This is a genomic window from Staphylococcus sp. 11262D007BW (genome assembly GCF_053547815.1).
The window spans coordinates 1,955,123-1,981,658 of sequence record NZ_JBPWPJ010000001.1 but is presented as its reverse complement, the minus strand read 5'-3'; the positions used below and the strand labels follow the sequence as shown (position 1 = coordinate 1,981,658).

22 protein-coding genes are annotated in these 26,536 nt (G+C 37.3%); 15 read left to right on the top strand and 7 right to left on the bottom strand.

The window, feature by feature from the left end; all coding sequences use genetic code 11:
* Positions 1–128: 128 nt before the first annotated feature.
* Positions 129–1,526 carry a DHA2 family efflux MFS transporter permease subunit gene (locus ACEE93_RS09620; protein WP_449154391.1) on the bottom strand — a complete coding sequence of 466 codons (1,398 nt, stop codon included), beginning with the start codon at positions 1,524–1,526 and terminating at the stop codon, positions 129–131.
* A gap of 256 nt (positions 1,527–1,782) precedes the next feature.
* Between ACEE93_RS09620 and ACEE93_RS09615 the strand changes: the two genes are divergently transcribed.
* The 3 genes from ACEE93_RS09615 (at position 1,783) to ACEE93_RS09605 (ending at position 6,077) form a co-directional block, all read left to right on the top strand.
* The gene (locus ACEE93_RS09615) at positions 1,783–2,577 is read left to right on the top strand and encodes an arylamine N-acetyltransferase family protein (protein ID WP_449154390.1); all 795 of its coding nucleotides are present in this window, start codon (positions 1,783–1,785) and stop codon (positions 2,575–2,577) included.
* A gap of 368 nt (positions 2,578–2,945) precedes the next feature.
* Entirely contained in the window at positions 2,946–4,877 is a 1,932-nt protein-coding gene (locus ACEE93_RS09610) for a fructose-specific PTS transporter subunit EIIC (RefSeq protein ID WP_449154389.1), read from the top strand.
* A 21-nt stretch (positions 4,878–4,898) separates the two neighbouring features.
* Positions 4,899–6,077, top strand: coding sequence for a M20 family metallopeptidase (locus tag ACEE93_RS09605; RefSeq protein WP_449156531.1), 1,179 nt, complete (start codon positions 4,899–4,901; stop codon positions 6,075–6,077).
* 267 nt (positions 6,078–6,344) lie between these two features.
* On the opposite strand, the gene ACEE93_RS09600 is transcribed toward ACEE93_RS09605, so the two are convergent.
* The 6 genes from ACEE93_RS09600 to bioD form a co-directional block, all read right to left on the bottom strand.
* Entirely contained in the window at positions 6,345–6,674 is a 330-nt protein-coding gene (locus ACEE93_RS09600) for a hypothetical protein (RefSeq protein WP_449156530.1), read from the bottom strand.
* A gap of 297 nt (positions 6,675–6,971) precedes the next feature.
* The gene (locus tag ACEE93_RS09595) at positions 6,972–7,694 is read right to left on the bottom strand and encodes an NAD-dependent protein deacylase (protein ID WP_449154386.1); all 723 of its coding nucleotides are present in this window, start codon (positions 7,692–7,694) and stop codon (positions 6,972–6,974) included.
* Positions 7,695–7,766: 72 nt separating this feature from the next.
* Positions 7,767–8,444, bottom strand: coding sequence for a 6-carboxyhexanoate--CoA ligase (locus ACEE93_RS09590; RefSeq protein ID WP_449154385.1), 678 nt, complete (start codon positions 8,442–8,444; stop codon positions 7,767–7,769).
* On the bottom strand, positions 8,437–9,570 hold the full coding sequence (locus tag ACEE93_RS09585; RefSeq protein ID WP_449154384.1) for an aminotransferase class I/II-fold pyridoxal phosphate-dependent enzyme: 1,134 nt from the start codon (positions 9,568–9,570) through the stop codon (positions 8,437–8,439). The genes ACEE93_RS09590 and ACEE93_RS09585 overlap by 8 nt, the downstream gene beginning before the upstream one ends.
* A gap of 16 nt (positions 9,571–9,586) precedes the next feature.
* The gene (gene bioA / locus ACEE93_RS09580) at positions 9,587–10,948 is read right to left on the bottom strand and encodes an adenosylmethionine--8-amino-7-oxononanoate transaminase (protein ID WP_449154383.1); all 1,362 of its coding nucleotides are present in this window, start codon (positions 10,946–10,948) and stop codon (positions 9,587–9,589) included.
* The gene (bioD, locus tag ACEE93_RS09575; RefSeq protein ID WP_449154382.1) at positions 10,941–11,615 is read right to left on the bottom strand and encodes a dethiobiotin synthase; all 675 of its coding nucleotides are present in this window, start codon (positions 11,613–11,615) and stop codon (positions 10,941–10,943) included. Before bioD ends, bioA begins: the two co-directional genes overlap by 8 nt.
* 231 nt (positions 11,616–11,846) lie before the next feature.
* On the opposite strand from bioD, the gene ACEE93_RS09570 reads away from it, so the two are divergent.
* The 12 genes from ACEE93_RS09570 (at position 11,847) to ACEE93_RS09515 (ending at position 26,146) form a co-directional block, all read left to right on the top strand.
* On the top strand, positions 11,847–12,539 hold the full coding sequence (locus ACEE93_RS09570) for a M15 family metallopeptidase (RefSeq protein ID WP_449154381.1): 693 nt from the start codon (positions 11,847–11,849) through the stop codon (positions 12,537–12,539).
* Between the two features lie 87 nt (positions 12,540–12,626).
* On the top strand, positions 12,627–13,712 hold the full coding sequence (locus tag ACEE93_RS09565) for a DUF1958 domain-containing protein (protein WP_449156529.1): 1,086 nt from the start codon (positions 12,627–12,629) through the stop codon (positions 13,710–13,712).
* A gap of 180 nt (positions 13,713–13,892) precedes the next feature.
* Positions 13,893–14,438, top strand: a complete 546-nt coding sequence (locus ACEE93_RS09560) for a hypothetical protein (RefSeq protein WP_449154379.1) — start codon at positions 13,893–13,895, stop codon at positions 14,436–14,438.
* Positions 14,439–15,448: 1,010 nt separating this feature from the next.
* Positions 15,449–16,636, top strand: a complete 1,188-nt coding sequence (locus ACEE93_RS09555) for a betaine/proline/choline family ABC transporter ATP-binding protein (protein ID WP_449154378.1) — start codon at positions 15,449–15,451, stop codon at positions 16,634–16,636.
* Positions 16,633–17,268, top strand: a complete 636-nt coding sequence (locus ACEE93_RS09550) for an ABC transporter permease (RefSeq protein ID WP_449154377.1) — start codon at positions 16,633–16,635, stop codon at positions 17,266–17,268. Before ACEE93_RS09555 ends, ACEE93_RS09550 begins: the two co-directional genes overlap by 4 nt.
* Before the next feature lie 18 nt (positions 17,269–17,286).
* A complete protein-coding gene (locus ACEE93_RS09545) occupies positions 17,287–18,261 on the top strand; it encodes an osmoprotectant ABC transporter substrate-binding protein (protein ID WP_449154376.1) in 975 nt (324 codons plus the stop codon).
* Positions 18,251–18,907 (top strand): ABC transporter permease, encoded by a 657-nt coding sequence (locus ACEE93_RS09540; RefSeq protein WP_449154375.1) that lies wholly within the window; start codon positions 18,251–18,253, stop codon positions 18,905–18,907. The genes ACEE93_RS09545 and ACEE93_RS09540 overlap by 11 nt, the downstream gene beginning before the upstream one ends.
* Before the next feature lie 22 nt (positions 18,908–18,929).
* On the top strand, positions 18,930–19,691 hold the full coding sequence (locus ACEE93_RS09535; protein WP_449154374.1) for an alpha/beta hydrolase: 762 nt from the start codon (positions 18,930–18,932) through the stop codon (positions 19,689–19,691).
* A gap of 212 nt (positions 19,692–19,903) precedes the next feature.
* The gene (ptsG, locus tag ACEE93_RS09530; RefSeq protein ID WP_449154373.1) at positions 19,904–21,964 is read left to right on the top strand and encodes a glucose-specific PTS transporter subunit IIBC; all 2,061 of its coding nucleotides are present in this window, start codon (positions 19,904–19,906) and stop codon (positions 21,962–21,964) included.
* 647 nt (positions 21,965–22,611) lie between these two features.
* Positions 22,612–23,073, top strand: a complete 462-nt coding sequence (locus tag ACEE93_RS09525) for a nucleoside deaminase (RefSeq protein WP_449154372.1) — start codon at positions 22,612–22,614, stop codon at positions 23,071–23,073.
* A 198-nt stretch (positions 23,074–23,271) separates the two neighbouring features.
* The gene (gene rocF, locus ACEE93_RS09520; RefSeq protein ID WP_449154371.1) at positions 23,272–24,177 is read left to right on the top strand and encodes an arginase; all 906 of its coding nucleotides are present in this window, start codon (positions 23,272–23,274) and stop codon (positions 24,175–24,177) included.
* 181 nt (positions 24,178–24,358) lie between these two features.
* Entirely contained in the window at positions 24,359–26,146 is a 1,788-nt protein-coding gene (locus tag ACEE93_RS09515; protein ID WP_449154370.1) for a cation:proton antiporter, read from the top strand.
* Positions 26,147–26,536: the final 390 nt, after the last annotated feature.

Sequence of the window (26,536 nt, the reverse complement as noted above, 5' to 3'; positions counted from 1 at the left end):
GAAAAAATTAGTCAGTAGATTCCATAAAAATATTATCAATTTTAAAATGAAATGTAGCGATTTATTACACTTCTTTATCATGATAAAAAGACTCCTTACATGGATATTCGTAAGGAGCCGTTAAGGAATTAAGTTGTACGTTTTTCGTTAAATAATGCTAGGATGGCACCACATAAAGCGACAGCGGCAACAATGTAATATGTGACATTTAAGCCTGCAATGCCTTGAGGAACACCATCTAGTGTGATGCTTTGAGATAACGTTGTCATTAATGTAACTAAAATACCTGTACCAATGGCTGCTGAAATTTGACGTATCGTATTGTTCATAGCAGTACCATGTGAAATGTAAGATTGTGGTAGTGCGTTGAGTGCGTTTGTTGTCATTGGTGTCATAATCATAGAGTTACCAAGCATAACTACCGCAAATGAAATAATTACGTACAGGCGACCTGTATCTACACCAGCTTGTGCGATAAGTAGTGAGCCAATCATGATTGTAATCATACCTACAAAACTTAAAATTTTACCGCCAATTTTATCGTAAAGGCGACCAGTCACTGGAGATAATAGTCCCATCACTAAACCACCAGGTAATAAAATGAGACCTGATTCAAGCGATGACCAGTTCATCATGGTTTGCATATAAATTGGTAAGATTGTAAGGTTACCGATAAATAACATGAACATCAGTGACACAACGACCATTGAAATGGTGAATCCACGGTATTTAAACACACGGAATTCCAATAATGGTGTTTTTAATTTAAATTGTCGATAAATGAATAAGAATAGAATAATCGCTGCGACAATTAATGTAATGTAGACTGCAGGGTGTGTCCAACCAATGTTACCCGCAGCACTAAAGCCATACAATAAACCACCAAAGCCGAGTGTTGATAAGATCACTGAAAGGATATCTAATGCTGGTTTAGTATTTTCTGTGAGGTTAGTGATTGAGAAATAACCAAAAATTAAATCAAATAATGCAATCGCAAGAATAATAATAAATAGATAACGCCAGTTTAAACTATTCGCAAACCATCCTGCTATAGTTGGTCCAATCGCGGGCGCAAATCCGATGACTAGACCGAACATCCCCATAGCGAGACCACGTTTTTCAGGTGGGAAGATTAAGAATAGTAGCGTTTGTGTTAAAGGCATTAAAATACCTGCACCTAACGCTTGAATGGCACGACCAATAAGTAACATTTCAAAGTTAAGGCCTACCATACAAATAAGTGTGCCGATTGTTAAAAAGCCCACTGCAGTAAAGAACAACCCTCTTAAACTAAAACGATCAATTAAGAAGGCAGTGATAGGGATCATAATCCCATTGACTAACATAAAGATTGTAGTAATCCACTGTGCTGAACTACTTGAAATATTAAAATCTACCATAATCTTAGGCAGGATTGTCGTTAATAATGTCTGATTCAGTACACCAATAAACGCACCGATTAAGACGGCGGCAATAACCCTAATTTTTTTACCTTGTGATAACTGTGAACTTGCTGTTTCTCCCAAAATGCAAACCCTCCTTCATAATCATTAACTATCTATTATGATATGCGGAATGCATTCCGTTTGTCAAACATAAAAAATTCTTTTACGATATAGTATGTAGTAATCACAAAAGACGTATTATCATTTTGTTTTAATGATTAAAGAGGTTGAGACGTCGTTAATCAGTTTCCTAGAGCGCTCAACCCCTAGTTAAGGTGAAATGTTAGTATTTAGCTCATTTAAATACAGAGACAATAAAATAATGGAGGTAGGTACTGTGGATTTTACAGATCTTGAAAAATATATAGGTGTAGAAAGAGAAGAAATGGAGACACATTCTTTTGATAGTCTCAAAACGTATATTCGTCAATTTATGTTAAAAATCCCTTTTGAAGCCATTGATGTGTTTAATGGTGACGGCATTACAATGGATATCGAACGTAATTTAGAGAAGTTTATCGTGAAACATCGTGGCGGTTTATGTTACGAAAGCAATATGGTTACGAATGCTTATTTAAAAGATCGTGGTTTTGATACCAAATTAATCTCAGGTTATGTCAAACCGCCAAATAGAGATTGGAAAGAAATGGATACGCATTTATCCACTATTGTAACGATCGATGGCAAAGACTATTTATCCGATACAGGTTTCGGTCATTTTCCAAGTGAACCGATTCCACTAGATGGTCGTTACATTTATGATGAAGCAGACGTGTATCGCATTATCCCTTCAAAAACAGAAGACAATGCATATTATGTACAAATGACACAACAAGATGCTGATGACGATGCAGAATGGACAGACTTACTGCAATTTGAAAACGTCGATCGCGATGTATCATACTTTGATCCACGATTTGACTTTACAATTAATCACCCAGAATATGCCTTCAAAAAAATGCTTATGATAAACATGAAAACAGTCGAAGGCCACAACACAATGTCAGCCAACAACGTCACAATCACAAAAGGTGACCAAAAAGAAAAAATCGAAGTAACACCATCAAACTATCGTGACTTACTCAAAAAATACTTCAACCTAGACGTAAGAATACCAAGACTTGAACAATAGAGTGTGGAGCGCTTACGTGCACTTCGAACGCAGTGAGTTAGTGCACGTTATGCATGCGAGTGCTAGCGAGCAGGCGAACCTTATAATAGAAGCAAAATCGCCCAGGAAGCGACAATTGATTTCGAATTGTTGTAACCTGGGCTTTTTATTATTCTGTTAATGATTTTATAAAAACAGCTAGAGAAGGGCAGTTTAAGTAGATGGAAATTAATTAATAGTATCTCAAAATAAAACTTTCTAGATTGTAAGAAAAAATATAATCATATTAGCCTTTCAAAGGGGGTGATGACAGATTTCAAAACTTTGAAAGGATTTTTTTATTATTCTATTGTAATCGTTTACAATAGGTCTGAGGAGTGTGAAGCATTATGAAAATCGTAGCAGTAACATCGTGCCCAAATGGCATCGCGCATACATATATGGCACAAGAAAAATTAGAACAAGCCGCACAAGACATGGGTATTTCAATTAAAGTAGAAACACAAGGAGGCGTTGGTGCAGAAAATGTCTTAACAGCAAAGGACATTGAAGAAGCGGAGGGCGTCATCATTGCCGCAGATCGCCAAGTCGATTTATCACGTTTCAATGGCAAACGTCTCGTTAACGTCAACGTAAGAGAAGGCATCCATCATCCGGAAGCATTGATTAACCGAATCGTACAGCAAGACGCTACGATTTATCAAGATCAAGGTCAAGTTCAAGAAACGGCACAAACAGAGGCGTCGCATAAGCATCCTGTTCAAATGATTTATCAACACCTGATGAATGGTGTGTCATTTATGGTGCCATTTATCGTAGTAGGTGGGTTATTGATAGCGATTGCTTTAACATTAGGAGGCCATACTACAGCAGAAGGGCTTCAAATTCCAGAAGATTCATTTTGGAAATCAATTGAAAATATTGGCTCGCTATCGTTTAGTTTTATGGTTCCGATTTTAGCAGGATACATTGCTTATAGTATCGCTGATAAGCCTGGTCTTGTACCTGGTATGATTGGTGGAGCGATTGCCGCAGACGGTAGTTTTTACGGAAGTGAAGCGGGTGCTGGCTTTTTAGGAGGTATCGTCGCGGGTTTTATCGCAGGTTATGTCGCAAAATGGATTAAAAATGTCAAAGTTCCAAAAGCGATGGCCCCAATTATGCCTATTATTGTTATTCCAATTTTAGCATCGTTAGTCGTTGGGCTCATTTTCATTTTTATTATCGGAGGGCCGATTTCTAGTCTCTTTGTCGCATTAACTGCATGGCTTAAAGGTATGCAAGGTGTAAATATTGTCATATTAGCCCTGATTATAGGAGCAATGATTGCCTTTGATATGGGTGGTCCTGTAAATAAAGTCGCCTTCCTTTTTGGTTCGGCTTTAATTGCTGAAGGAAACTATGCTGTTATGGGAATGGTGGCTGTTGCAGTGTGTACACCACCTATTGGTTTAGGGTTAGCTACACTAATTCAAAAACATAAGTTCAATCAGTCCGAACAAGAAATGGGGAAAGCGTCATTTACGATGGGATTATTTGGTATTACAGAAGGGGCGATTCCTTTTGCTGCTCAAGATCCGTTGCGCATTATTCCTGCTAATATGATTGGAGCTATGTGTGCTTCTGTTATCGCAAGCCTATTTGGTGTAGGCGATCGTGTGGCTCACGGTGGTCCAATTGTCGCAGTGTTAGGTGGTATTGACGGTATACTATGGTTCTTTATCGCAGTAATAGTAGGCAGCTTAGTAACGACATTGCTGGTATTACTATTGAAAAAGAAAGCCCCTGCAGTGGTGACAGATGGTGTCGCAAATGTTGAGGAGAAAGCGGAAAACGATTCAGCTCAAAATGGTGCAAATGCGCACAATACTGAGCAAGAAGACAATGTCTTTCATCAAGATACTATCCTTTTAAAAGATGAAGCCATGGACCGTGATCAGGTGATTGATCAATTAATTGACCGTTTGGATGAAACAGGGTATATAGAAGATATCGATACTGTCAAAACAGCTGTCCTTGAGCGTGAAGCAGCGTCAACCACAGCTATTGGAATGAATGTGGCGATCCCGCATGCAAAATCAGCGGCTGTTAAGGCCCCAGTTGTTGCAGTTTTACAAAATCCACAAGGTATTTCCTGGGAAAGTTTAGATGGCACTTTACCCAAAATTGTCTTTTTAATTGTTGTCCCTGAAACAAGCGCTGACACTCATTTGAAATTATTACAACGATTATCACGTCAGTTGATGCATGATGACGTGCGAGAAGCGTTAATAACAGCTAAAAGTAAGCAAATGTTATATGATTTATTAAAACGTATTTAATACTAAAGGAGCGGATAAGAGATGAAAACATGGGTTCAACGTTTAAAAGAAAAAGAACAACAAATGATTGAGATTCGACGTTATTTACACGAGCATCCCGAGTTATCATTTCAAGAAAAAGAAACAGCGCAATATATTGCAGATTTTTATAAAGACAAAGATTGTCAGGTCGAGACCAATGTAGGTCAACGTGGTGTGAAAGTGACAATCGATAGTGGACGTCCTGGGAAGACCATTGCGATTCGAGCAGACTTTGACGCCTTACCTATTCAAGAAGCGACTGGCTTACCGTTCGCATCGCAAAATGAAGGAGTCATGCATGCTTGTGGTCATGATGCGCACACAGCGTACATGTTGATTTTGGCTGATACCCTTATTGAGTTTAAACAACAATTGAACGGAAAAGTCATCGTCATCCATCAACCAGCCGAGGAAATGCCACCAGGCGGGGCAAAAGGTATGATTGAAGAGGGTGTACTAGAAGGTGTCGATCACGTTTTAGGAGCGCATGTAATGAGCACGATGGAACGAGGTAAAGTCTTTTATCGTGAAGGATTTATTCAAACCGGAAGAGCTTATTTTAAACTAGTGATTCATGGTCAAGGTGGACACGGCTCATCACCACATATGGCGAATGATGCTATCGTGGCTGGGGCGAATTTTGTTACGACAATACAGACGATTGTATCGCGTCGTTTAAGCCCTTTCGAAACAGGTGTCGTGACTATCGGTTCATTTGATGGTAAAGGTCAATTTAATGTGATTAAAGACACAGTTACATTAGAAGGCGATGTGCGTTCACTCACAGATGAAACGAAAGCGACGATTGAGCGAGAAATGCATCAGTATGTCGAAGGTTTAGAAAAGACATTTGGTGTGACATGTGATTTTACATTTGAAAATGATTATCCTGCTTTATACAACGATCCGGAATGGACGCAGTATGTCGCAGAAACAATTCAACAGGCACAATGTCCAGATATTAAAGGCGTTGAGGTATGCGAGCCACAGCCACCTTCAGAAGATTTTGCGTATTATGCGAAAGAACGCCCAAGTACATTTATCTATGCTGGTGCAGCGCCTGAACATGGTGACACGTATCCGCATCATCATCCTAAATTTGATATTAGTGAGTCTTCAATGCTTGTTGCCGCAGAAGCAGTCGGATCAGTTGTGTTTGATTATTTAACAGAATCATAACGGTATTAAAAAAGTCAGGTAACCACCATACCTGACTTTTTCGTGTTTAAATGAATTGATGGGATGTATTAATTATGGATTGGCTTCACGTTCTGAGCACTTCGAATAAGTGTAAGTTAGTGAATCGGCCTTCCTCGCTATGCCAAAGAAGTCTCGGCTAAGGTAGCAATCAGTAGAAAGTGCCTCGAAACAAGAGAGTATCATTGTTCCTCAATGTGTATTAAACATTCATTTTAAATGGGTTTATTAGACTTTTAGAAAAATTTTTTAGTCACTATTCAAAATATAGTTTATGACATTAACATGGAGGTTGCTATTTCTGTATCCTTCTAAAATATCATAAACTTGCTTATTTGGAATTTCGGGGACCTCCCTTATACCACATAAAACTTTTTTAAATTCTTTTTTGGTCACTTTATTCTCATTAACTGTTAAATCTAATAAATAATCATTCAGCTTTTTGATTTCTTTAACGCTATAGCAATAACGCAATAAAACTAAATCTTTTGTTTTTAGATTAGGTGCCAATTCTTCTTGTAGCACATCTATTGATTGCTTAATCAATAAAAGTTTAGACTCTAATTCTTCATTGTTCATTCAATTCACACTCTCTATTAATAATGAGCTTCTTGACATCAATAAATTTTCTCGACATAAATGCATCATCTACTTTTTACTTTTATGTCTAGTATTAATCCCGACAAGTGTAACACCTATAAATCCAATTAATCCATTGAATAATGATAATAAAAACGACATATCGCCGAAATAAAATGAAATAATAAAAATTAAAATTCCAGCTATTAAAGCAATAATTAAAGAATATAATTTTGAAATGTTCAACACCCCCTGGTCGGTTTATTTTTTATAATTTTACCACAGAATATCCACCTTTTATAATGCTCTTACGACGTCGACCATGTCTTGGTTGATAACGAGTTGTGCGGTATGGTCATAAGGTGTTGGTGCTTTGTTGATAATGACTAAGTTCTTTCCATTGAAGTTTGAGATGAAGCCTGCTGCGGGTTGAACGACAAGGGATGAACCTAACACGACCAACGTATCTGCTGTACTGATTTTATTTAAAGCATTCATAATCGTTTCTTGATTTAACATTTCGCCATATAACACGATGTCTGGGCGAATAGGGCTATGGCAACGTTCGCAACGATAACGATTGTGTTGAATGACGTCTTCTTTCGTATATTCAGCGTCACAATTAAGGCAGTAGAAGCGGTTCAGTGTACCATGTAGTTCATCGACATGCTGACTGCCAGCATCTGAATGTAACCCGTCTATATTTTGCGTAATAACACCTAAAGCTCGACCTTGTGCTTCAAGGTCGGCAATCCATTGGTGTACATTATTTGGATGTTTATCCGCAAATAGTAAATAACGGTGACAAAAATCCATAAATCCAGTTGGGTCTTCTTGTAAGTAATCTGCACTCAATAAATATTCTGGAGACAATCCTTCTTGTTCGACAGTATCGTATAATCCGCCCATTGAACGAAAGTCTGGAATACCACTCGCTACAGAAATGCCAGCTCCTGTAAAAAAGGCGATACGGTCCGATGATTCAATGATTTCTTTTAATTGTGCCATTTCACTTTCCACAACGATCACTCCATTAGTTTATAATCCTTTACAAGCTCATTTTAGGTCGTAACAGATGTTTTCGCAAATGGATTATGGCTGATAGACAATGCGTTTGGGCGTTTCTTCTAAAAAGTGAATATAATCTTCTAAATCAATATCCTCTTCCACGAAAATGACCCGACCGCCGTCACGACTTTGTGGTGGTTTCATATGATGAAGTCTGTAATAGCCTTCAGAAGTAGCAAAATAGCCTGTGGTATAAGATAAGTCATCTGAGACGCAAAGCTCTCCTTTAACTTGTGGGTGGTGCGTGAGGCACGTCGCAATGGCTAGCGCATCTTGCACGCGCTCATTGATGTCACAATCCTCTTGAGTATCAAAGGTGAAACGAGTGGCACGTACACCTCGTGCACCTGTCTCATCTAAACGTTCGCCCGTTTGAGCAGATAAAATAACAGCGCCTCTATAGCTCGTTTGATTTTGAATATAAGACCATCCTTGATTTAAAGCAGCTATTGAGATGCCATGTTGTAGGATTAAATCTTGAAGTTCAGCGCCTTCTACAATCGGTAAAGCTGAGAGTGTTTCAATCGGTTGTGTGACTTTTTCAATTTTTAAATTTAAAAAATCGACGTCGCCATTTTCATGAAAAAAGCCTTTATTGAAAAAGCGTTGAATCGTTTGTTTGATGTCATCTGTCTCGCACAGAGTTTCAGCACCACTAATATGTGTATGTTGTTCGCTTGCTCGCATTTTAATACTATACATCGTTGACCTCCTTTATGATGGCATTGAGTGCGTTAAACAGTGCGTCAATCGCATCTCGATGATGAAAGGAAGATAAAGAAATGCGTAACGTAGGCTGTTGCACTGTTGGATATCTTAAATAACTGACAAAAAAGCCACGTTGAAACAATTGTTGGTGTACCGTTGCTGCAGTATGTAAATCTTCAAATACAATATTTTTAATAGGTGACATAGAACGAGATTGTGATGGGAAATGCGTGGCCAATTGAGTATTAAAATAAGCACTTAACTCAGCTAATGTCGCTCTGTTAGTATCTGCCTGGCGTAATGTGTCAAATTGCTTTTGAATAAAGTACAATTGATGCATTGGAAGGCCACTCGTATAAATGAGTGAACGCCCTTTATTAATGATGAGTTGTTTAATAGATGTACTACATAATACAATCCCGCCATGAGCGCCCCACGCTTTCGATAAACTTGATGTTAAAATATCAATATTTGAATCATCTTTAATAAGGTTTAAACCTAACCCATGTGAATCATCAATCACTAGCCATGCATCGTATTTCTGTTTTAATTCGATTAAGCGTGCTAGATCAATCATGCTACCATCTGTAGAAAAGACACTATCCGACACAATCATTTTAGGAATATCAAGGGTATGACATAGAGCGAGATGATCTTCTAATTCATCATAATCGAGATGAGTATAAACGAGTTTTTCAGTCCCGCTAAGTTTCATTCCATCAATCAGACTTGCATGATTATGTTGATCAGAAAAGACGAGGATGTCCTCGCCTTTAAAACTATTAAATACAGCTAGATTTGCATCATATCCACTGTTAAATATCACACTTTCTTCAAACCCAAAGTAGTCGCTTATTTGTGTTTCGAGCGTGCTATACACCTGACTATTACCACTAATGAGTCTTGAACTTGATAGGTGGTGGCCATATTGATTAAGAAAGGCACCGAGTTCATCGGGGTCAAAATCCATTTGACCTAACCCCAAATAATCATTAGATGTAAAATTGATATAGCGTTTGCCATCAATAATGAGATATTGACCAGAAAGGGTATCAATATCTAGCAATTCGCGGTATAAGCCAGCGTCTTTTAAGTTAGTTAGTGTTTGTTCTAAGTTCAATACCATCGCTTCCTCTTTAGCTTTGTTTCTGTTTTAGCACTTTCTTTAAAACGCGTGTAAAAATTTTCGTCATTTTTTTAATCTCTTTATTCGACATACTTAAAACAGGCACAAACGTAATGATGTTTTCTAAGTTTCGAATCATTAATCCATTTTCTTTACATTGTTGAATAATTGCTTCGACGGTAGGAATGTTTAAGGGTGTTTTTGAAGCTTGGTCTTCTACAAGTTCGACACCATACATTAATCCGCGACCTCTGATATCCCCTACATTAGGGTGAGAAGATAACGCCTGTAGTTCCTTATCAAGTGTGCGGGAAGTCTTACCGATATGATCGATTAACTTGTTGTCTTCAAATAAACGTAAATTTTCAAGCGCTACTGAACAAACGATTTGGTTACCAGTATAAGTGTGACCATGGAAGAATGTATTTTTAGCATGGGCACCACTTAAGAATGCATCATACACCTTTTGAGACGTTAGCGTGGCAGCTAAAGGTAAATACCCACCTGTAATGGCCTTACCTAAGCACATAATGTCAGGTTGAACATTTTCGTGATCGCACGCAAACATTGCTCCCGTACGGCCGAATCCTACTGCGACTTCATCCACAATTAATAACACATCATATTTTCGACAGAGTTGTTCTACAGCTTTTAAAAAGCCAGGTGGGTGGACGTATAAACCAGTGGCCCCTTGAATAAGTGGTTCTAATACAAAGCCTGCAATTTCGTGATTACGCTCAGATAATAGCGTTTCAATTTGCGTTAAAATGTGATCAAGCATCTCTGTTTCGCTTGAAAATGGACTGCGATAGAATGATGGACTTTCAATTTGAATATTTTCGAAAATAAGGTGTTTAAAAATTTTATGAAATGTATCAATACCACCAACACTCACAGCGCCAATCGTATCGCCGTGGTAACCGTATTGTAATGTTAAAAATTTATTTTTGTCGTCATAGCGTTCCGCATCGATGTTTTTCCAGTATTGATAAGCCATTTTAATCGCGATTTCAACGGATGCACTACCAGTATCGGAATAAAAGACTTTTTGTAAGCGTTCTGGTGTGAGTTGAACTAATTTTTCGGCTAACTCAATCGATGGCACGTTGGAAGAACCGAGTAAAGTGGAATGAGCAATGTTGTCGAGTTGTTTATGAATCGCTTTATTTAATCGCTTATTGTTGTGACCGTGTACGTTAACCCATAATGACGCGTAACCATCTAAATATTTCTTACCATTCGTGTCATAAAGATAGCTACCGCGTCCCTTTTCGATAATAATTGGTTCATCTTGTGTATACACACCCATCTGTGTAAATGGATGCCACACATATGTATGATCTTTTTGCGCTAATTTTTGTGTTTTATTCATCATTTTGTCCTCCTGTTATTGTACGAATAAATGAATTTGAAAAGTCTTGAGGTGTCCCATTATGTTTGAAAGTGAATAAAGTCTCGTTGATTAATTTCTCAACAGTTGCTTTGTTGTCTTGTTCAAAGGCATTATCGATAAATTGATTCATTAACAGATAATGGGGCGGTAAGTTCATTTGTGTTAAATAGGCGTGGTGAACGACTGCATCGCCAATGGCCCCTAGCTTAGATGGTAAGACGCTAATCACTTTATCAACAGTATCTTGAATGAGATCAGTGGTCATATAAAACTGAGCATCACCTTCATAAATCGGTACCGCAATACCACCTGCACCTTCAATTAACACGATATCGAATTGCGCGTCTAATTGAGATAAGCGCTTTAACATAGCGTCTTTATCAAATGTTTGATGTGGCTCTCGCTTAAAACCGAGATGTGGAGAAATTGGGTCTTTAAATGTGTAAAACGAGGTTTCATCGTACGTTAAGTGGCATTCTTGTTGATAGACTTCTAAATCCGGATACGTGCCATCGGTTAATTCTTCAGTTTGAAAGGGTTTAAAAATACCTACACGATAGCCTTCATCCGTCAATCGTTTAAATAAATTTTGAGTAACATACGTTTTACCGACATCGGTATTCGTACTTGTAATAAAAATCTTCATTTTGGTCATCCTTCTTACAATTTTCAAACTTGATAATTTAATCAAAATGTGAATAACACCTTAATGTAAACTAATTTATGAAAAAGTTTACAAAATAGTTAAAGCAGTGTAAATCGTTGATGAACAATTCTATAAGTATAGTTAATTTATTGATAAACATACTTCAAAAATTGTTATCATGTTTGGTACACTACAATATGTATGCGGTTTAAATAAGGGGGGGATATGAAAATGAAAAAATTAGTCGTGACGCTTTTAGGCGCTACATTGTTGGTTAGTGGATGTGGCACAGAGACGCAAAAAGAAGACCAAACTTCACAACAAAATCAAGAGTCAGCACAGTCGAAACAGGATAAGCAAGAACATAAAAAGAAAGAAGTAGATGGTGTTACATATATTGACGATATTTTAATCGTAAACAAAAAGGTGACGTTACCTTCAACTTATAATCCAGGTGTTAATCCAAAAGCGCAACAAGCGATGCAACAATTACTTAAAGATGGTAATGCAAAAGGGCTAAACATGTCAGTAGGCAGTGGGTTTAGAAGTTATCAAGAACAAGAGCAGTTGTTTAACAGCTACGTAGAACGTGATGGTAAAGAAAAAGCAATGACATATAGTGCTGTACCAGGACAATCTGAACATCAAACAGGGTTAGCTTTTGATGTGGTCAGTGATAATACAGATACGAACTTTACCGAAGCATTTGGTAAAACAGATGCTGGAAAGTGGTTAGCACAGCATGCGCATGAATATGGATTTATTATCCGCTATCCAAAAGGACAATCTGATGTGACAGGTTATCAATACGAACCATGGCATTTACGTTATGTTGGCGTTGATACTGCAACAGACATACATGACAGTCATCAGACATTAGAAGCCTATGTCGGGTTAGATACTAAGTCCAAAGATAAAGATTAAGAAAGGTGAATGAGATGTTAAAAAAAGCAACCCATGTTTTTTTACTCTGTATGCTACTCATTGGATGGACGGTTCCGTTTAATGCGCATGCATCAGAATTTAGTGATTCAACCGATACAATTTTTAGAAAATGAACAACTTGAGTCGATGATGGTCACGACGCAATCTGGACAAATTTTATATGATCAAGATTCAGATTTAAAAACGGATCCAGCATCATTAACGAAAATGATGACGGTTTATTTAACATTAGACGCGATTGAAAATGGCAAAGTTAAGAAAGATCAATCAGTGAAAATCGATGATACCTACGAAAGTATGTCGACGATACCCATGTTATCTAACGTCCCTCTTAAACGTGGAGACAGCTATACCATCGATCAACTCGTACTTCAAACGTTGCTGAAATCTAGTAATGCAGCCACACTTGTGCTAGGGGATCAAATTTCAGGCAGTACCTCTAAATTTGTAGACGCAATGAACCAAAAAGCGAAAAAAATTGGTATGAAAGATACTCACTTTGTAAATCCAACAGGTGCTACAAATGAATTATTGCGTAATTTCGCACCTAAAAGCTACAAAGATGAAAATCGCACACAAACAACGTCAAGCGACATGTCATTACTTGTACATAGCTTACTTAAAAAGCATCCTGAAGTATTAGATTACAGTTCAAAATTGAATGATACGCAAAATGGCCAAACGTTAACATCAATCAACTTAGGCTTAGAAGGCCAACCTTATGAAGTTGAAGGTGCAGACGGCTTAAAAACAGGCACAAATGAAAAAGGATACAGTCTCGCTTTAACTGGTAAACGCGGCAAGTTACGTTTAAATGAAGTCATTTTTAACGTTCAACCGTATCCAAGTGATGCTACGAAAGCCAATTTATATCGCATCGCTGGCCAAGTAATGGATAATGCTTATGATGACTACGAATATCGTAAAGTGGTCTCAAAAGGTAAGCATAAAATTAACGACAAGCTTTATGAAGTGGAAAAAGATTTATACGATATCGTGCCTAAAGGTGAAAAACCAAAACTCAAAGTCACAGATGATGATCGTGTTTATGCAGATTATGACCGTGAATTTATTAAAGGCAGCAAGCCACCTTCTGTCCCAGCTAAAAAAGTTAATTTTTTTAAGGCAATCTATTACAATATGACACATTAAATCAATAACAGCGCCGTATGTGGAGACAGTTGTAATAGATTTGATGGCGCTCGTTTAAAAATTTATAAAAAAGATTAAAACCTTATTGATTGGTAATTTAGGTTGTAGTATATTTATAAAGAATTAATATATTAGGGATGTCTAATTTATGTGGATATCAAAAGGGAGAAGGGCATAAAAGTGAAAATCAAATATTTAAGTGTACCCATTTTAGCGTTACTTTTGCTACTTGTTGGTTGCAGTAACCCATCTAGTGATCGTGAAGAAGACAACGAGAAAAAAGAGGATAAACAAGAACAAAAAGAAAAAGCAGATAAGAATGAGGACAAAGAAAAAGATGATCAAGAGGATCAAGACACAGACAGCGATGAAGATAGCGACACTGATGAAATGACGGACGATGTTTCAATGGACGCGACAGACAATACACAAGAGGTCGCGGATCAAGCATACGACGCGAACTATGGTGTAACGAACGAGAGTGCAGCACCAGCTAATGACAATTATGATGATGAAAAGTATCAAGAATACTTATCTGTTAAAGAAAATTCAGATGGACTACGTGAAGCTGAACGTAATAACGAAGTACCAGAAGGCGCTGGTGGTGGAGGGTCTTCTTGGAGTTACGTTAATGAAAATGAAAGCTACGATGAATGGGTAGACCGTACAACACGAGAAAAAGCAGCAGCCGGATTCTCTGACGACGATTATAGTAGTGGATATTAAATCGACTTAAACCAATTTGCACTTTAGTTAGCCATATTTGAACACTGATTCAATAGTGAGCTAGCTAAAGTGCTTTTTTGTATTTAAAACAATAGAAACAAAAATTGCTAAAACAAGCACATTTAAAAGATGAATGTGAATATTTAGTCGATGGCTGAACAGTTAAAAATACTAATTTAAATGGTTTCGTTATTGCTCGCGTTCCTACAGGCCTCGCTCGAACTAATCAAACCTTCATAATATTTTAAGGAAGGTTTGATGGATTTCTCACTTCGGCGTGATCTGTCAGGAGTCTCGCAATCGAAACTATTTAAAATATTTGTTAAATAAACATTGAGAAACAGTCAATTGGATATGGTGCGTTATTGGGTTCGAGGCACTTTCCACTGATTGCTACCTTAGCCGAGACTTCTTTGGCATAGAGCCGAAACCGAAAATCCATTTTGTCTTCTTATTTAATATTTTATATAAGACAAAATTAGTTGAGGTGAGGCGCCTAGAAACGCGAGGCGTAAAGGTGCAATCAGTGAGAAGTTTGTCTCTATTTACTGACATAAAAATACTTATCCACTATGTTTAAAGTATTGCTTTTGTGATGTTGAGCGGAACGAACACACTTTCTTTCGTACTTTAACTTGATTATGTGTAAACCGATTGGTATAGTGTTTATTGTATGATGTAAAAAGTGGTGTAAGGTTAGTGTGTTGATTTATGAAATGGCGTGAGATAGGGTGTCAACTCATAATGAATCGTCAGACATTATTTCCTACAACCTCGACTAAAGCATAATGCAATAAGACTTTTAATATGAGATGGCCCTGTCTCAATAAATGACCAAACAATTGAACACGCACACGAAAAGCACTTTAAGTACGGTAAGTCTTCACCGAATGACATTCCTACACTTAATGTGCTTTTTTATTTGATATCGGGACGATTCGGGATATAACCGTTTTGATTGAGACACTTAGTACATTAAATTATCAAATTTTCAGAAAAGGGCTGACGTTATGTTAAAAATTAAGAATTTAACGAAAGTGTATGAAGGTGATAAAAAAGCTGTCGATAATATGAACATCGAGATTGAATCAGGTGAATTTATCGCTTTTATCGGGACAAGTGGTAGCGGTAAAACGACAGCATTACGAATGATTAACCGAATGATTGAAGCAACAGACGGAGAAATTACAATCGATGGTAAAGATGTCCGTAAAATGAACCCTGTTGAATTACGTCGAAGCATTGGCTATGTTATTCAACAAATTGGACTCATGCCACATATGACCGTTAAGGAAAATATTGTTCTTGTGCCGAAGTTATTAAAATGGTCACAAGAGAAAAAAGACGAAAAAGCGAAAGAATTGATTCGTCTGGCAGATTTACCGGAATCTTATTTAGATCGCTATCCTTCACAACTATCAGGAGGACAACAACAACGTATCGGTGTGGTGCGTGCATTAGCCGCAGAACAAGACATTATTTTAATGGATGAACCTTTTGGTGCGCTCGACCCGATTACAAGAGATACATTACAAGACCTTGTGAAAAAGTTACAAAAACAATTAGGTAAAACATTTATTTTCGTCACACATGATATGGATGAAGCGATTAAATTAGCTGACAAAATTTGTATCATGTCAAAAGGCCAAGTGATTCAATATGATACACCAGATAACATTTTACTTTATCCTGCGAATGACTTTGTGCGTGACTTTATCGGTCAAAACCGACTGATTCAAGACCGTCCTAACATTCGTACAGTTGAAGATGCGATGATTAAGCCAGTGACTGTGAATATTAATCAAAATTTAAACGACGCGGTAACGATCATGAGAGACCGTCGTGTTGATACTATTTTCGTCGTGGATAATGACAATCAATTACTTGGTTATTTAGATATTGAAGATATTAATCAAGGGTTACGTGCAAAACAACCGCTTTTCGACACGATGCAACGTGATATTTATCGTGTGCGTTTGGATAGTAAATTACAAGACTCTGTACGTACGATTTTAAAACGTAACGTGCGTAATGTTCCTGTGGTGGATAGTGATGAACGTACGTTAGTGGGCTTAATTACACGTGCGAACTTAGTTGATATTGTGTATGACAGTATTTGGGGAGAAGAACAAGTAAATGAAGAGGCGCAACATAAAGCAATTCTTGACTCAGAGATGACAGGAGCTGATCCATCATGATGTCCTATTTAGCAGAGAATGGTAACGAACTCTTCACGAAAACAATAGAACATTTATATATCTCTGTGATTGCGTTACTCATTGCGATTGTAGTTGCGGTACCGATTGGATTGCTTGTGTCAAAGGTGGAACGTTTATCTAAAATAGTGCTTACAGTAGCAGGTATTTTGCAAACGATTCCAACACTTGCGGTACTCGCGTTAATGATTCCGTTATTTGGTGTGGGTAAAACGCCTGCCATTGTTGCGTTATTCCTTTATGTTTTATTGCCTATTTTAAATAACACAGTGATAGGGCTTCAAAATATTGATGATAACGTTAAAGAAGCAGGACGAAGCATGGGCATGACGAATTTCCAATTAATGAAAGATGTCGAACTACCGCTCTCGTTACCACTGATTTTAAGTGGCATACGTTTATCGTCAGTGTATGTTATTAGTTGGGCGACACTAGCAAGTTATGTTGGTGCTGGTGGTTTAGGTGACTTTATCTTTAATGGTTTAAACCTATATGAGCCTAAAATGATTATTAGTGCGACGATTTTAGTTACATTACTTGCTTTAATTGTCGATTTTTGTTTGTCACGTATCGAAAAATGGGTGTTACCAAAAGGATTAAAAGTATCCAGATAATGATTGGAGGAAGACAATATGAACAAACTGAGTAAAGCTTTCATCGTTGTAGTAGTGTGTCTAACAGTATTATCTGGATGTAGTTTACCTGGTTTAAACAACAGTAATTCAGATGATGATGTTACTATTACATCCACTGCAATGAGTGAATCTCAAATTTTATCACATATGTTAAGACTAATGATTGAGCATGATACTAACGGTGAAATTAAACCGACGATTCTTAATAACTTAGGATCAAGTATTATTCAACACCAAGCACTTGAAGGTGGAGATGCAAATATGTCGGGTGGACGTTATACAGGAACTGAGTTAACGGGACCACTCAATGAAGATCCAATTAAAGATCCGCAAAAAGCGATGGATGTCGTTCAAAAAGGATTTGATGAGAAATTTGATCAAACGTTTTTCGACTCTTTTGGTTTCGACAATACGTATGCATTTATGGTGACTAAAGAAACAGCCAAACGTTACAATTTGAAAACTGTTTCTGACTTAAAAGAACATGCCGATGAGTTAAGAGTAGGTATGGATAGTTCTTGGATGAGCCGTGAAGGAGACGGTTATGAAGCGTTCCAAAAAGACTATGGATTTAGTTTTGGTACGATTCGACCAATGCAAATTGGGTTAGTTTATGACGCATTAAGTTCTGGTAAGATGGATGCGGTTGTAGGGTATTCTACGGATGGTCGTGTCGCTGCATATGATCTTGTAGTATTGGAAGATGACCACCAATTCTTCCCGCCGTATGATGCGAGTCCTTTAGCGACTAATGAGTTATTGAAACAACATCCAGAATTAAAAGATACGATTAAAAAATTAGAAGGTAAAGTATCAACAGAACAAATGCAGCAGTTAAACTATGAAGCGGATGGTCAAGGTAAAGAACCTGCTGTCGTTGCTGAGGAATTCTTGAAGAAACATAACTATTTTGAAAATGAGTCAAAAACGGCATCGAATCAATCAAAAGAGGTGAAATCCAATGAACGGTAATTTATTTACGCAATTACTTCAATACTTTCAAACCAATGCAGGCTATTTATGGGAACTCTTTTTAAATCATCTATTGATGTCGGTTTATGGCGTATTATTTGCGGCCATCGTTGGTATTCCCATTGGTATTTTAATTGGTCGTTTTGGTAAGTTATCGGCGTTTGTCATTACAATAGCCAATATTATTCAAACGGTCCCTGTTATTGCGATGCTTGCCATTTTAATGCTAGGTATGGGCCTTGGTGTGAACACAGTTATCTTTACTGTCTTTTTATATGCACTATTGCCGATTATTAAAAATACGTATACAGGTATTGTAGGAGTTGACCGCAATATTATTGATGCTGGTAAAGGCATGGGAATGACACGAAATCAAATTCTTCGCATGATCGAATTACCATTATCTTTATCTGTCATTATCGGTGGATTACGCATTGCCTTAGTTGTTGCCATTGGTGTTGTAGCGGTTGGTTCATTTATCGGTGCGCCAACACTTGGTGATATCGTTATCCGTGGTACAAATGCGACAGATGGGACATTATTCATCTTAGCTGGTGCTATTCCTATTGTAGTTATCGTTATCTTAATCGACATCGTTTTACGTATTCTTGAAAAACGACTTGATCCATCACATCGCAAAGTATAGTTAAATAAAAGGAGTGTCCATCATGGCAGTTATGCATATGAACTATTTATCAGAAACGATTGGTATGCATCAGTCATTTGTCGTTATTTTACCTGAAGATGCCTCTTATTTTGATCAAACACAGTCACCTAAAGCGTTACCGTCATTATTATTACTTCATGGGTTATCTAGTGATGCGACGTCATATTTACGTTATACAAGTATTGAGCGTTATGCGAATGAAGCGCAATTAGCGATTATTATGCCGAATGCAGATCATAGTTTTTATACGAATATGGCACATGGTCATCGGTATTACGATTATGTGTTAGAAGTATGGGATTATGTTCATCAAATTTTACCGTTGTCTCAAGATCGAGAGGACCATTTTATCGCGGGTCACTCGATGGGAGGCTATGGCACAATTAAGTATGCCCTCACTCAAGGTCATCGCTTCGCCAAAGCGGCTCCATTATCTGCGGTATATGATATTTCACGCTTAATTAACTATGATTGGTATGACTTTGATTTTAATAATGTAGTGGATACGACAAATGAAGCGGCGTTGCGTGCGATACATCCATATCATTTAGTTGAAGAAGCGGTGCAACAACAAGCGCAACTACCGGATATTTATATGATGTGTGGTACTGAAGATGACTTATATGAAGATAACGTCGCGTTTAGTCAGCAATTGAAAAAACTAGACGTTAAACACGACTTTGTCAGTGGTCCAGGGCGCCATGACTATGCTTACTGGGATGAAGCCATTCAGCAAGTTATTAAAGCATTTATGAAAAAATGATGTAAAAAACTTAAAAAATAGATTGTCAAATTAAGGCGCCTTTTGTATAATAAAAGCGATTACAAAAGCATAGCGTGTTACTGTTTAGAGCAGGCATGAGCAAATATAACGAGGTTAGGCCATTTGGTCTTAAACCCGTATTTGCTCATGCCTTTTTATTTTGCGCTGAAAGAAACAACTATGTTTGGACAGATTGAGAGGAGTGTTTAGCAGTGTTTAAAAAGTTTTTCGGACAATTACAAAGGATTGGTAAAGCTTTAATGTTACCAGTCGCTATTTTACCGGCAGCGGGGATTTTATTAGCACTTGGGAATGCCATGCACAATGATCAATTAGTGGCCCTCGCCCCATGGCTAAAACTTGATGTGTTTGTGATGATTTCCTCCATTATGGAGTCAGCCGGCCAAGTTGTATTTGATAACTTACCATTGTTATTTGCGATTGGGACAGCACTTGGATTAGCTGGGGGAGACGGTGTTGCGGCACTGGCAGCTTTAGTCGGTTATTTAATTATGAATGCAACAATGGGTAAAGTGATGAATATTACCATCGACCAAATTTACTCATATGCAGATGGTGCTTCTGTATTAAGTCAGGCAGATAAATTACCACAACATGCTTTGATTCTTGGGATACCGACCCTTCAAACAGGTGTGTTTGGCGGGATTATCATGGGTGCACTGGCGGCATGGTGTTACAACAAATTCTATAATATTACCTTGCCACAATTTTTAGGATTCTTTGCAGGAAAGCGTTTTGTACTGATTGTGACATCAGTTGTTGCTATTTTATTAGGGGTAGCGTTAAGTTTTATATGGCCACCGATTCAAGAAGGTTTAAATGCTTTATCTAACTTCTTATTAAACAAAAACTTAGTATTAACGACTTTTATTTTTGGTATTATTGAACGTGCATTAATTCCATTTGGATTACATCACATTTTCTATGCGCCATTCTGGTTTGAATTTGGTAGTTACGTCAATAAAGCTGGAGAACTTGTTCGAGGTGACCAACGCATTTGGATGGCTCAAATGAAAGATGGCGTCGCGTTTACAGCAGGTGCTTTCACAACAGGTAAATATCCATTTATGATGTTCGGTTTACCAGCAGCAGCGTTTGCGATTTATCGCCAAGCACGTCCAGAACGTAAAAAAGTAGTCGCTGGTTTAATGTTATCAGCAGGTTTAACGTCATTTTTAACAGGTATTACTGAGCCATTAGAATTCTCATTTTTATTTGTGGCACCAATTTTATATGCAGTACACGTATTATTAGCCGGGTCATCATTCTTAATCATGCATTTATTAGATGTAAAGATTGGGATGACATTCTCAGGCGGATTCATTGATTATGTATTATATGGCATACTCAACTGGGATCGCACGCACGCTTTATTAGTCATTCCAGTTGGTATCGTTTACGCAGTCATTTATTATTTTGTATTTACTTTCTTAATTAAACGTATGAACTTAAAAACACCAGGTCGTGAAGATAAAACATCAGAAACACGTGATACGTCAGTACAACGCTTACCATTTGATGTATTAGAAGCAATGGGTGGTAAAGAAAATATTAAACATTTAGATGCATGTATTACGCGCTTACGTGTCGAAGTCAATGACAAATCAGCAGTGGATGTAGAAGGATTAAAAGCGTTAGGTGCTGCAGGAGTCCTGGAAGTCGGAAACAATATGCAAGCTATTTTTGGACCGAAGTCAGATCAAATTAAACATGATATGGCACGTATTATGTCAGGTGAGATTACAAAACCGAGTGAAACAACGACAGATTTAGAATCAGATATTGTAGAAACAGATACAATCAAAGCAGTGACAATTGCTGCACCTGGAAACGGAGAAATGATTCCGTTAACAGACGTACCAGACGATGTCTTCTCAGGTAAACTGATGGGAGATGGCGTAGGATTTATTCCGCATGACGGACAGATTGTAGCTCCATTTAATGGTGTCGTAAAATCAATCTTCCCAACAAAACATGCGATTGGTTTAGAATCAACAGACGGTACAGAATTATTAATTCACATCGGTATCGATACAGTGAAATTAAACGGAGAAGGATTTGAAAGTCTCGTTAACGTTGATGACGAAGTAGTAGAAGGCCAACCATTAATGAACATCGACTTAGACTACATCAAAGCCAACGCACCAAGCACAGTCACACCATTAATCATAACCAACCTAGGAGACCAAACCATCGAAACCGAAACATACGGCCAAGTCACAAAAGGCCAAAAACTATTCGTAGTAAAATAACAAAGTGCGGACAATTGCGGTTAGGGTTCGAAGTAATACCTAGGGAGAAGCGAAAATCGCTCTTTGATTTTTGCGCGTCACGTAGTATTATCGAGAACCCTGCAATTGGGAGCCGGATTATACAAAGTGCGGACGATTACGTACACTTCGAACGAAAGTGAGTTAGTGTACGTTATGCATGCGAGTGCTAGCGAGCAGGCGAACCTTCATTTACTTCGAACGAAAGTGAGTTAGTGTACGTTATGCATGCGAATCTTCAAAGTGTGGAGTGCTGCGGTCAGAACTCGAGCAAAATCGAGAGTCGAACTCCAACCGGTTTTTGGTTTTAGTGAGGCGACTCATTTTGTTGAGAGTTTTGCAGCGCGAAACCGGATTATTCTAATTTGGGGAGTAATAGAAACAAAAATAGCGAGCAGGTGAACTTTATTAAACGTCTTTAAAATTCATGATGAGATGAATTTTAAGGGCGTTTTTTTATAGAAAAGACGTTATATCAGGACACACCCCGCAGGTTAGTATTCGGGATGTGTGTCCGGTAGTCTAAAGGGTGTCTAAATTCCCTGATTAAATGACGTTGTTTCTTTTGAAAAGTGATGCAAAATCTGTACTATAAGAGGTAATCAATCTTAAGTAAAAGGAGTATGACGATGTCTGAAAAATTTTTAGAACGTGCCGTTACTTTAGCTGAAACAGCATTAAAAGAAGGCAATGAGCCATTTGGTTCGTTGTTAGTAGATGCAGAAGGCAATATATTATACGAAGATTATAATCGGATTAATGACGTCAATGAGATGTATCACCCTGAAATCGCAATTTGCAAGTGGGCAGCGGACCATTTGTCACCAGAAGACCGTCAACAAACGGCAGTATATACATCAGGGGAGCATTGTCCAATGTGTGCTACCGCTCATGCACTGGTGGGGCTTGGTAAAATTGTGTATGCTTCATCTTCTGAACAACTTGCGTCCTGGTTAGATGCTATGGAAGTGCCAGCGCCGCCTTTTAATAGTTTACCTATTACTTCTGTAACTCGAGGCATTGAAACAGAAGGGCCTTTTGAACCCTATGCATCTCAAGTGAAGAAGTTACATGAAGCGTATCATCGTTAATTTTTTTAAATGTATGAAAAAGAGGTTGTTTATACGAAATATAATTGACGATGACGATAACCCGATAATAAATATTCAACAATCGTTATAACTCTACGCACAGACGTAAAGGCGTAAAATAACATTGCTTGCTTTGCCTCATCGTTATATTTAATCTAAAACTAGATTGTAAGAAAAAGGTAGCATGAGGAGGGCAACATGAAGAAAAAGATAGAGATTATTGGAGCACCTACAACATTTGGACAAAAGAAATTAGGGGTTGATTTTGGACCAGATGCGATTCGTTATGCAGGTGCGGTTGAACGTTTAAAACGCATTGGGCATGAAGTGATTGATAGTGGTAACATTCCAACACCTAAAGTAGACTTGGAGAAGTTTTATTCGCAACAAGAGGGATTACAAAATTACGAGGAAATTTTAACTTTTTCACATACATTAAAAGACAAAGTATCTGAAACGATTCAAAATAATCATTTTCCGGTAGTCTTAGGTGGTGATCATTCACTTGCGATTGGTTCTATTTCAGGCGTGGCTGAACATTATCAAGAATTAGGGGTCATTTGGTATGATGCACACGGTGATTTGAATTTACCTGAAGAATCACCTTCTGGCAATGTCCATGGGATGCCTCTGCGGATGCTTGCAGGCGAGGGTGATGATCAGTTAGTGAACCTCGGTGGTTTTGCGCCCAAAGTTAAACCTGAAAATATTGTATTAATCGGTATGCGTGACCTTGACTATGGTGAACGAGAATTTATTAAACAACATGGTATAAAAACATATACAATGGCCGATATTGACGATAAAGGTATTGGCCAAGTCATTCAAGAGACCATTGATTACTTAAAACCACGCACAGATGGCATCCATTTATCGTTTGATGTAGATGCGCTAGATCCTGTTGAAACACCAGGCACAGGAACAAAGGTGTTAGGTGGTTTAACCTATCGAGAAAGTCATTATGCGTTAGAGTTACTACAAAAATCTGGTTTAATTACGTCCTTAGATTTGGTCGAAGTGAATCCATTGTTAGACCAAGGAAATCGGACAGCAGAACAAGCTGTTGCAATTTTAGGCTCTTTCTTTGGCGAGTCGTTACTTTAATCATTCATCACACAACACGCGTTAGCTTAACTAGTGATAAAACTTTGTTAAGTTAACGCGTGTTTCACGTTGAACATTTTAATTTAATAATTCTTTTGATTGTTAATGCTCTACATCTATTTCTAATATTGATATAATATGTTTCATATTAATTTAACGAAAGTGAGGTCGCACGGTTCACATGGAATTGCCATTAACGTTAACGGTTGTCTTATTCCTAGCGCTTGGCATTTTAAGCCAGTGGGTGGCGAATTTATTAAAATGGCCAGCGATTGTCGTCATGGCTATCGTCGGTTTACTTGTGGGTCCAATTTTAGGCATCGTCAATCCAGAAGTAAGCCTTGGCGGAGACGTATTCGACACTATTGTCTCATTAGCTGTTGCTGTTATATTATTCGAAGGAAGTAGTAACCTTGATTTTAGAGAATTAAAAGGTGTGTCTAAAGCCCTTGTACGTATTTTATCTATTGGTGCAGCCATTTCTTGGTTTTTAGGCATGTTAGCCTTGCATTACATTTTAAACTTCCCATTGTCGATTTCTGCAATTTTGGCAGGTTTGTTTTTAATTTCAGGTCCTACTGTTATCCAACCATTATTAAAACAAACGAAAGTTAAAAACAGTGTGGATACCTTATTAAGATGGGAAAGTATTATTTTGGATCCTGTTGGTCCTATGGTTGCATTAGGTATGTTCTTTATTGTGTTTATCTTTAAAGAAGATGCAGGTTTTCAAATTATTTTTATTTTCCTTTTAAAATTAATCAGTTCGGCACTAATTGGTGGCGTCGCTGCATTTATATTTAAAAAACTCATTGAAAAGAATAAGATATCCCAGAATTTAGTAGCACCTCTTCAACTTATTAGCATATTATTGATTTTTGCTATTAGTGATTTTATTTTACCAGAATCTGGCTTACTCGCAGTCACAGTATTTGGTTTAGGTATGGCTATCTTTAAACGTGGCGATTTTATTTATAGTGAACCCGACCACTTCATCGAGCATATGTCGATGATTCTAGTGTCTACGGTATTCATTTTAATTACATCTTCCTTGACGATGGATGTCTTAAAAGAAACGTTTACTTGGTCACTATTGATATTCTGTATTGTGATGATTGTGTTAGTACGACCAATTTCTATCTTTTTAGCTACTATTAACACAGGTATGCCTCTGAACGAACGCGGCTTTTTAAGTGGTGTGATGCCAAGAGGTATTGTGGTATTATCAGTGGCTGAATTCTTTTCAAGTTTATTAATGAAAACAGATATTCCGGATGTTCAATACATTACACCAGTGACATTTGGTTTCGTATTTATTACCGTTGTCTTTTATGGTTTCGGTTTTAAATCAATCGCGAAAGGTTTAAGAGTATCTAGTAAGGAACCACCAGGTGTGCTATTGGTTGGAGAAAATAACTTTTCCAATCATTTAGGGTCAACACTTAAACAACACGGTATTCCGATTATGATGTTTTTACAAAAAGAGCAAAGTCGTAGTCGAGTAGAAGAATTAGGCTTTGAAACGTTTGATGGCAATTTATTCTCAAGTCAAGAACGTGTTTACATCGACTTGACCCGTTATGATTTTAGTTTATTACTTAATTCGTCGTTAATGATTAATGTCTATGCATTTACAGAGTTGATTGAAGAATTTGGATTAAAAAGTGTCTTTATGATTGATAGTCCAAGCAATCAACGAAATTTAAAATATAGTGTAGGTAGACAAATTTCAAATCACGTATTATTTAAAGAAGGCGTGTCTTATCACGATTTAAATCACTTTGTGGATCATCACGAGATTACAGAAATTGAAGCTGCAGAAGAAAATCAAATTACAGATGACGATTTAGTGTTATACCATATCAATGATTCTGGTACGGTTGAGTTTCAAACCGTTAATAACCACGTGTTAGGTAAAGAAGAAGGTATTTATGGTGTTTTAAAAGATTTTCATCAATTTATTAATTAAATACCAACATTTGTTTTACTGATAGAAAAAATAAGTAATTAATAAAATAGATAAATATATGAAATGAATGGCCGGTTTTGTTATAACGCAGAATCGGTCATTTTAATGTCTGTTGTTCGTAATAAAACCTTAATAACTGTATTTACTTATTTAATTTTAATCATTCTATTATATCAATTCATAGTTTTCTACTTCTTATTATTTCAATCTGAAGGGTAGAATATCACCTTCTATTTTAACCAATATTTTATATTAATATTACCTTTTAAATTAGTGTATTTTTAATAACTCCCCCATTTTTTAAGCATATCTTTAATCTATCGTAAAATAACATAATTATAAAATGTCAGATTGATATTAAGCTAATATTTATAGTTAATATCTCGATGA

Excerpts from the sequence above, each read along its gene's own strand:
- ACEE93_RS09610 (WP_449154389.1), top strand. The coding sequence starts at position 2,946 with ATGAAAATCGTAGCAGTAACATCGTGCCCAAATGGCATCGCGCATACA.
- ACEE93_RS09605 (WP_449156531.1), top strand. The coding sequence starts at position 4,899 with ATGAAAACATGGGTTCAACGTTTAAAAGAAAAAGAACAACAAATGATT.
- ACEE93_RS09600 (WP_449156530.1), bottom strand. The coding sequence starts at position 6,674 with ATGAACAATGAAGAATTAGAGTCTAAACTTTTATTGATTAAGCAATCA.
- ACEE93_RS09590 (WP_449154385.1), bottom strand. The coding sequence starts at position 8,444 with ATGTATAGTATTAAAATGCGAGCAAGCGAACAACATACACATATTAGT.
- bioA (WP_449154383.1), bottom strand. The coding sequence starts at position 10,948 with ATGAATAAAACACAAAAATTAGCGCAAAAAGATCATACATATGTGTGG.
- bioD (WP_449154382.1), bottom strand. The coding sequence starts at position 11,615 with ATGAAGATTTTTATTACAAGTACGAATACCGATGTCGGTAAAACGTAT.
- ACEE93_RS09570 (WP_449154381.1), top strand. The coding sequence starts at position 11,847 with ATGAAAAAATTAGTCGTGACGCTTTTAGGCGCTACATTGTTGGTTAGT.
- ACEE93_RS09565 (WP_449156529.1), top strand. The coding sequence starts at position 12,627 with ATGCATCAGAATTTAGTGATTCAACCGATACAATTTTTAGAAAATGAA.
- ACEE93_RS09555 (WP_449154378.1), top strand. The coding sequence starts at position 15,449 with ATGTTAAAAATTAAGAATTTAACGAAAGTGTATGAAGGTGATAAAAAA.
- ACEE93_RS09550 (WP_449154377.1), top strand. The coding sequence starts at position 16,633 with ATGATGTCCTATTTAGCAGAGAATGGTAACGAACTCTTCACGAAAACA.
- ACEE93_RS09545 (WP_449154376.1), top strand. The coding sequence starts at position 17,287 with ATGAACAAACTGAGTAAAGCTTTCATCGTTGTAGTAGTGTGTCTAACA.
- ACEE93_RS09540 (WP_449154375.1), top strand. The coding sequence starts at position 18,251 with ATGAACGGTAATTTATTTACGCAATTACTTCAATACTTTCAAACCAAT.
- ACEE93_RS09535 (WP_449154374.1), top strand. The coding sequence starts at position 18,930 with ATGGCAGTTATGCATATGAACTATTTATCAGAAACGATTGGTATGCAT.
- ACEE93_RS09525 (WP_449154372.1), top strand. The coding sequence starts at position 22,612 with ATGTCTGAAAAATTTTTAGAACGTGCCGTTACTTTAGCTGAAACAGCA.
- rocF (WP_449154371.1), top strand. The coding sequence starts at position 23,272 with ATGAAGAAAAAGATAGAGATTATTGGAGCACCTACAACATTTGGACAA.
- ACEE93_RS09515 (WP_449154370.1), top strand. The coding sequence starts at position 24,359 with ATGGAATTGCCATTAACGTTAACGGTTGTCTTATTCCTAGCGCTTGGC.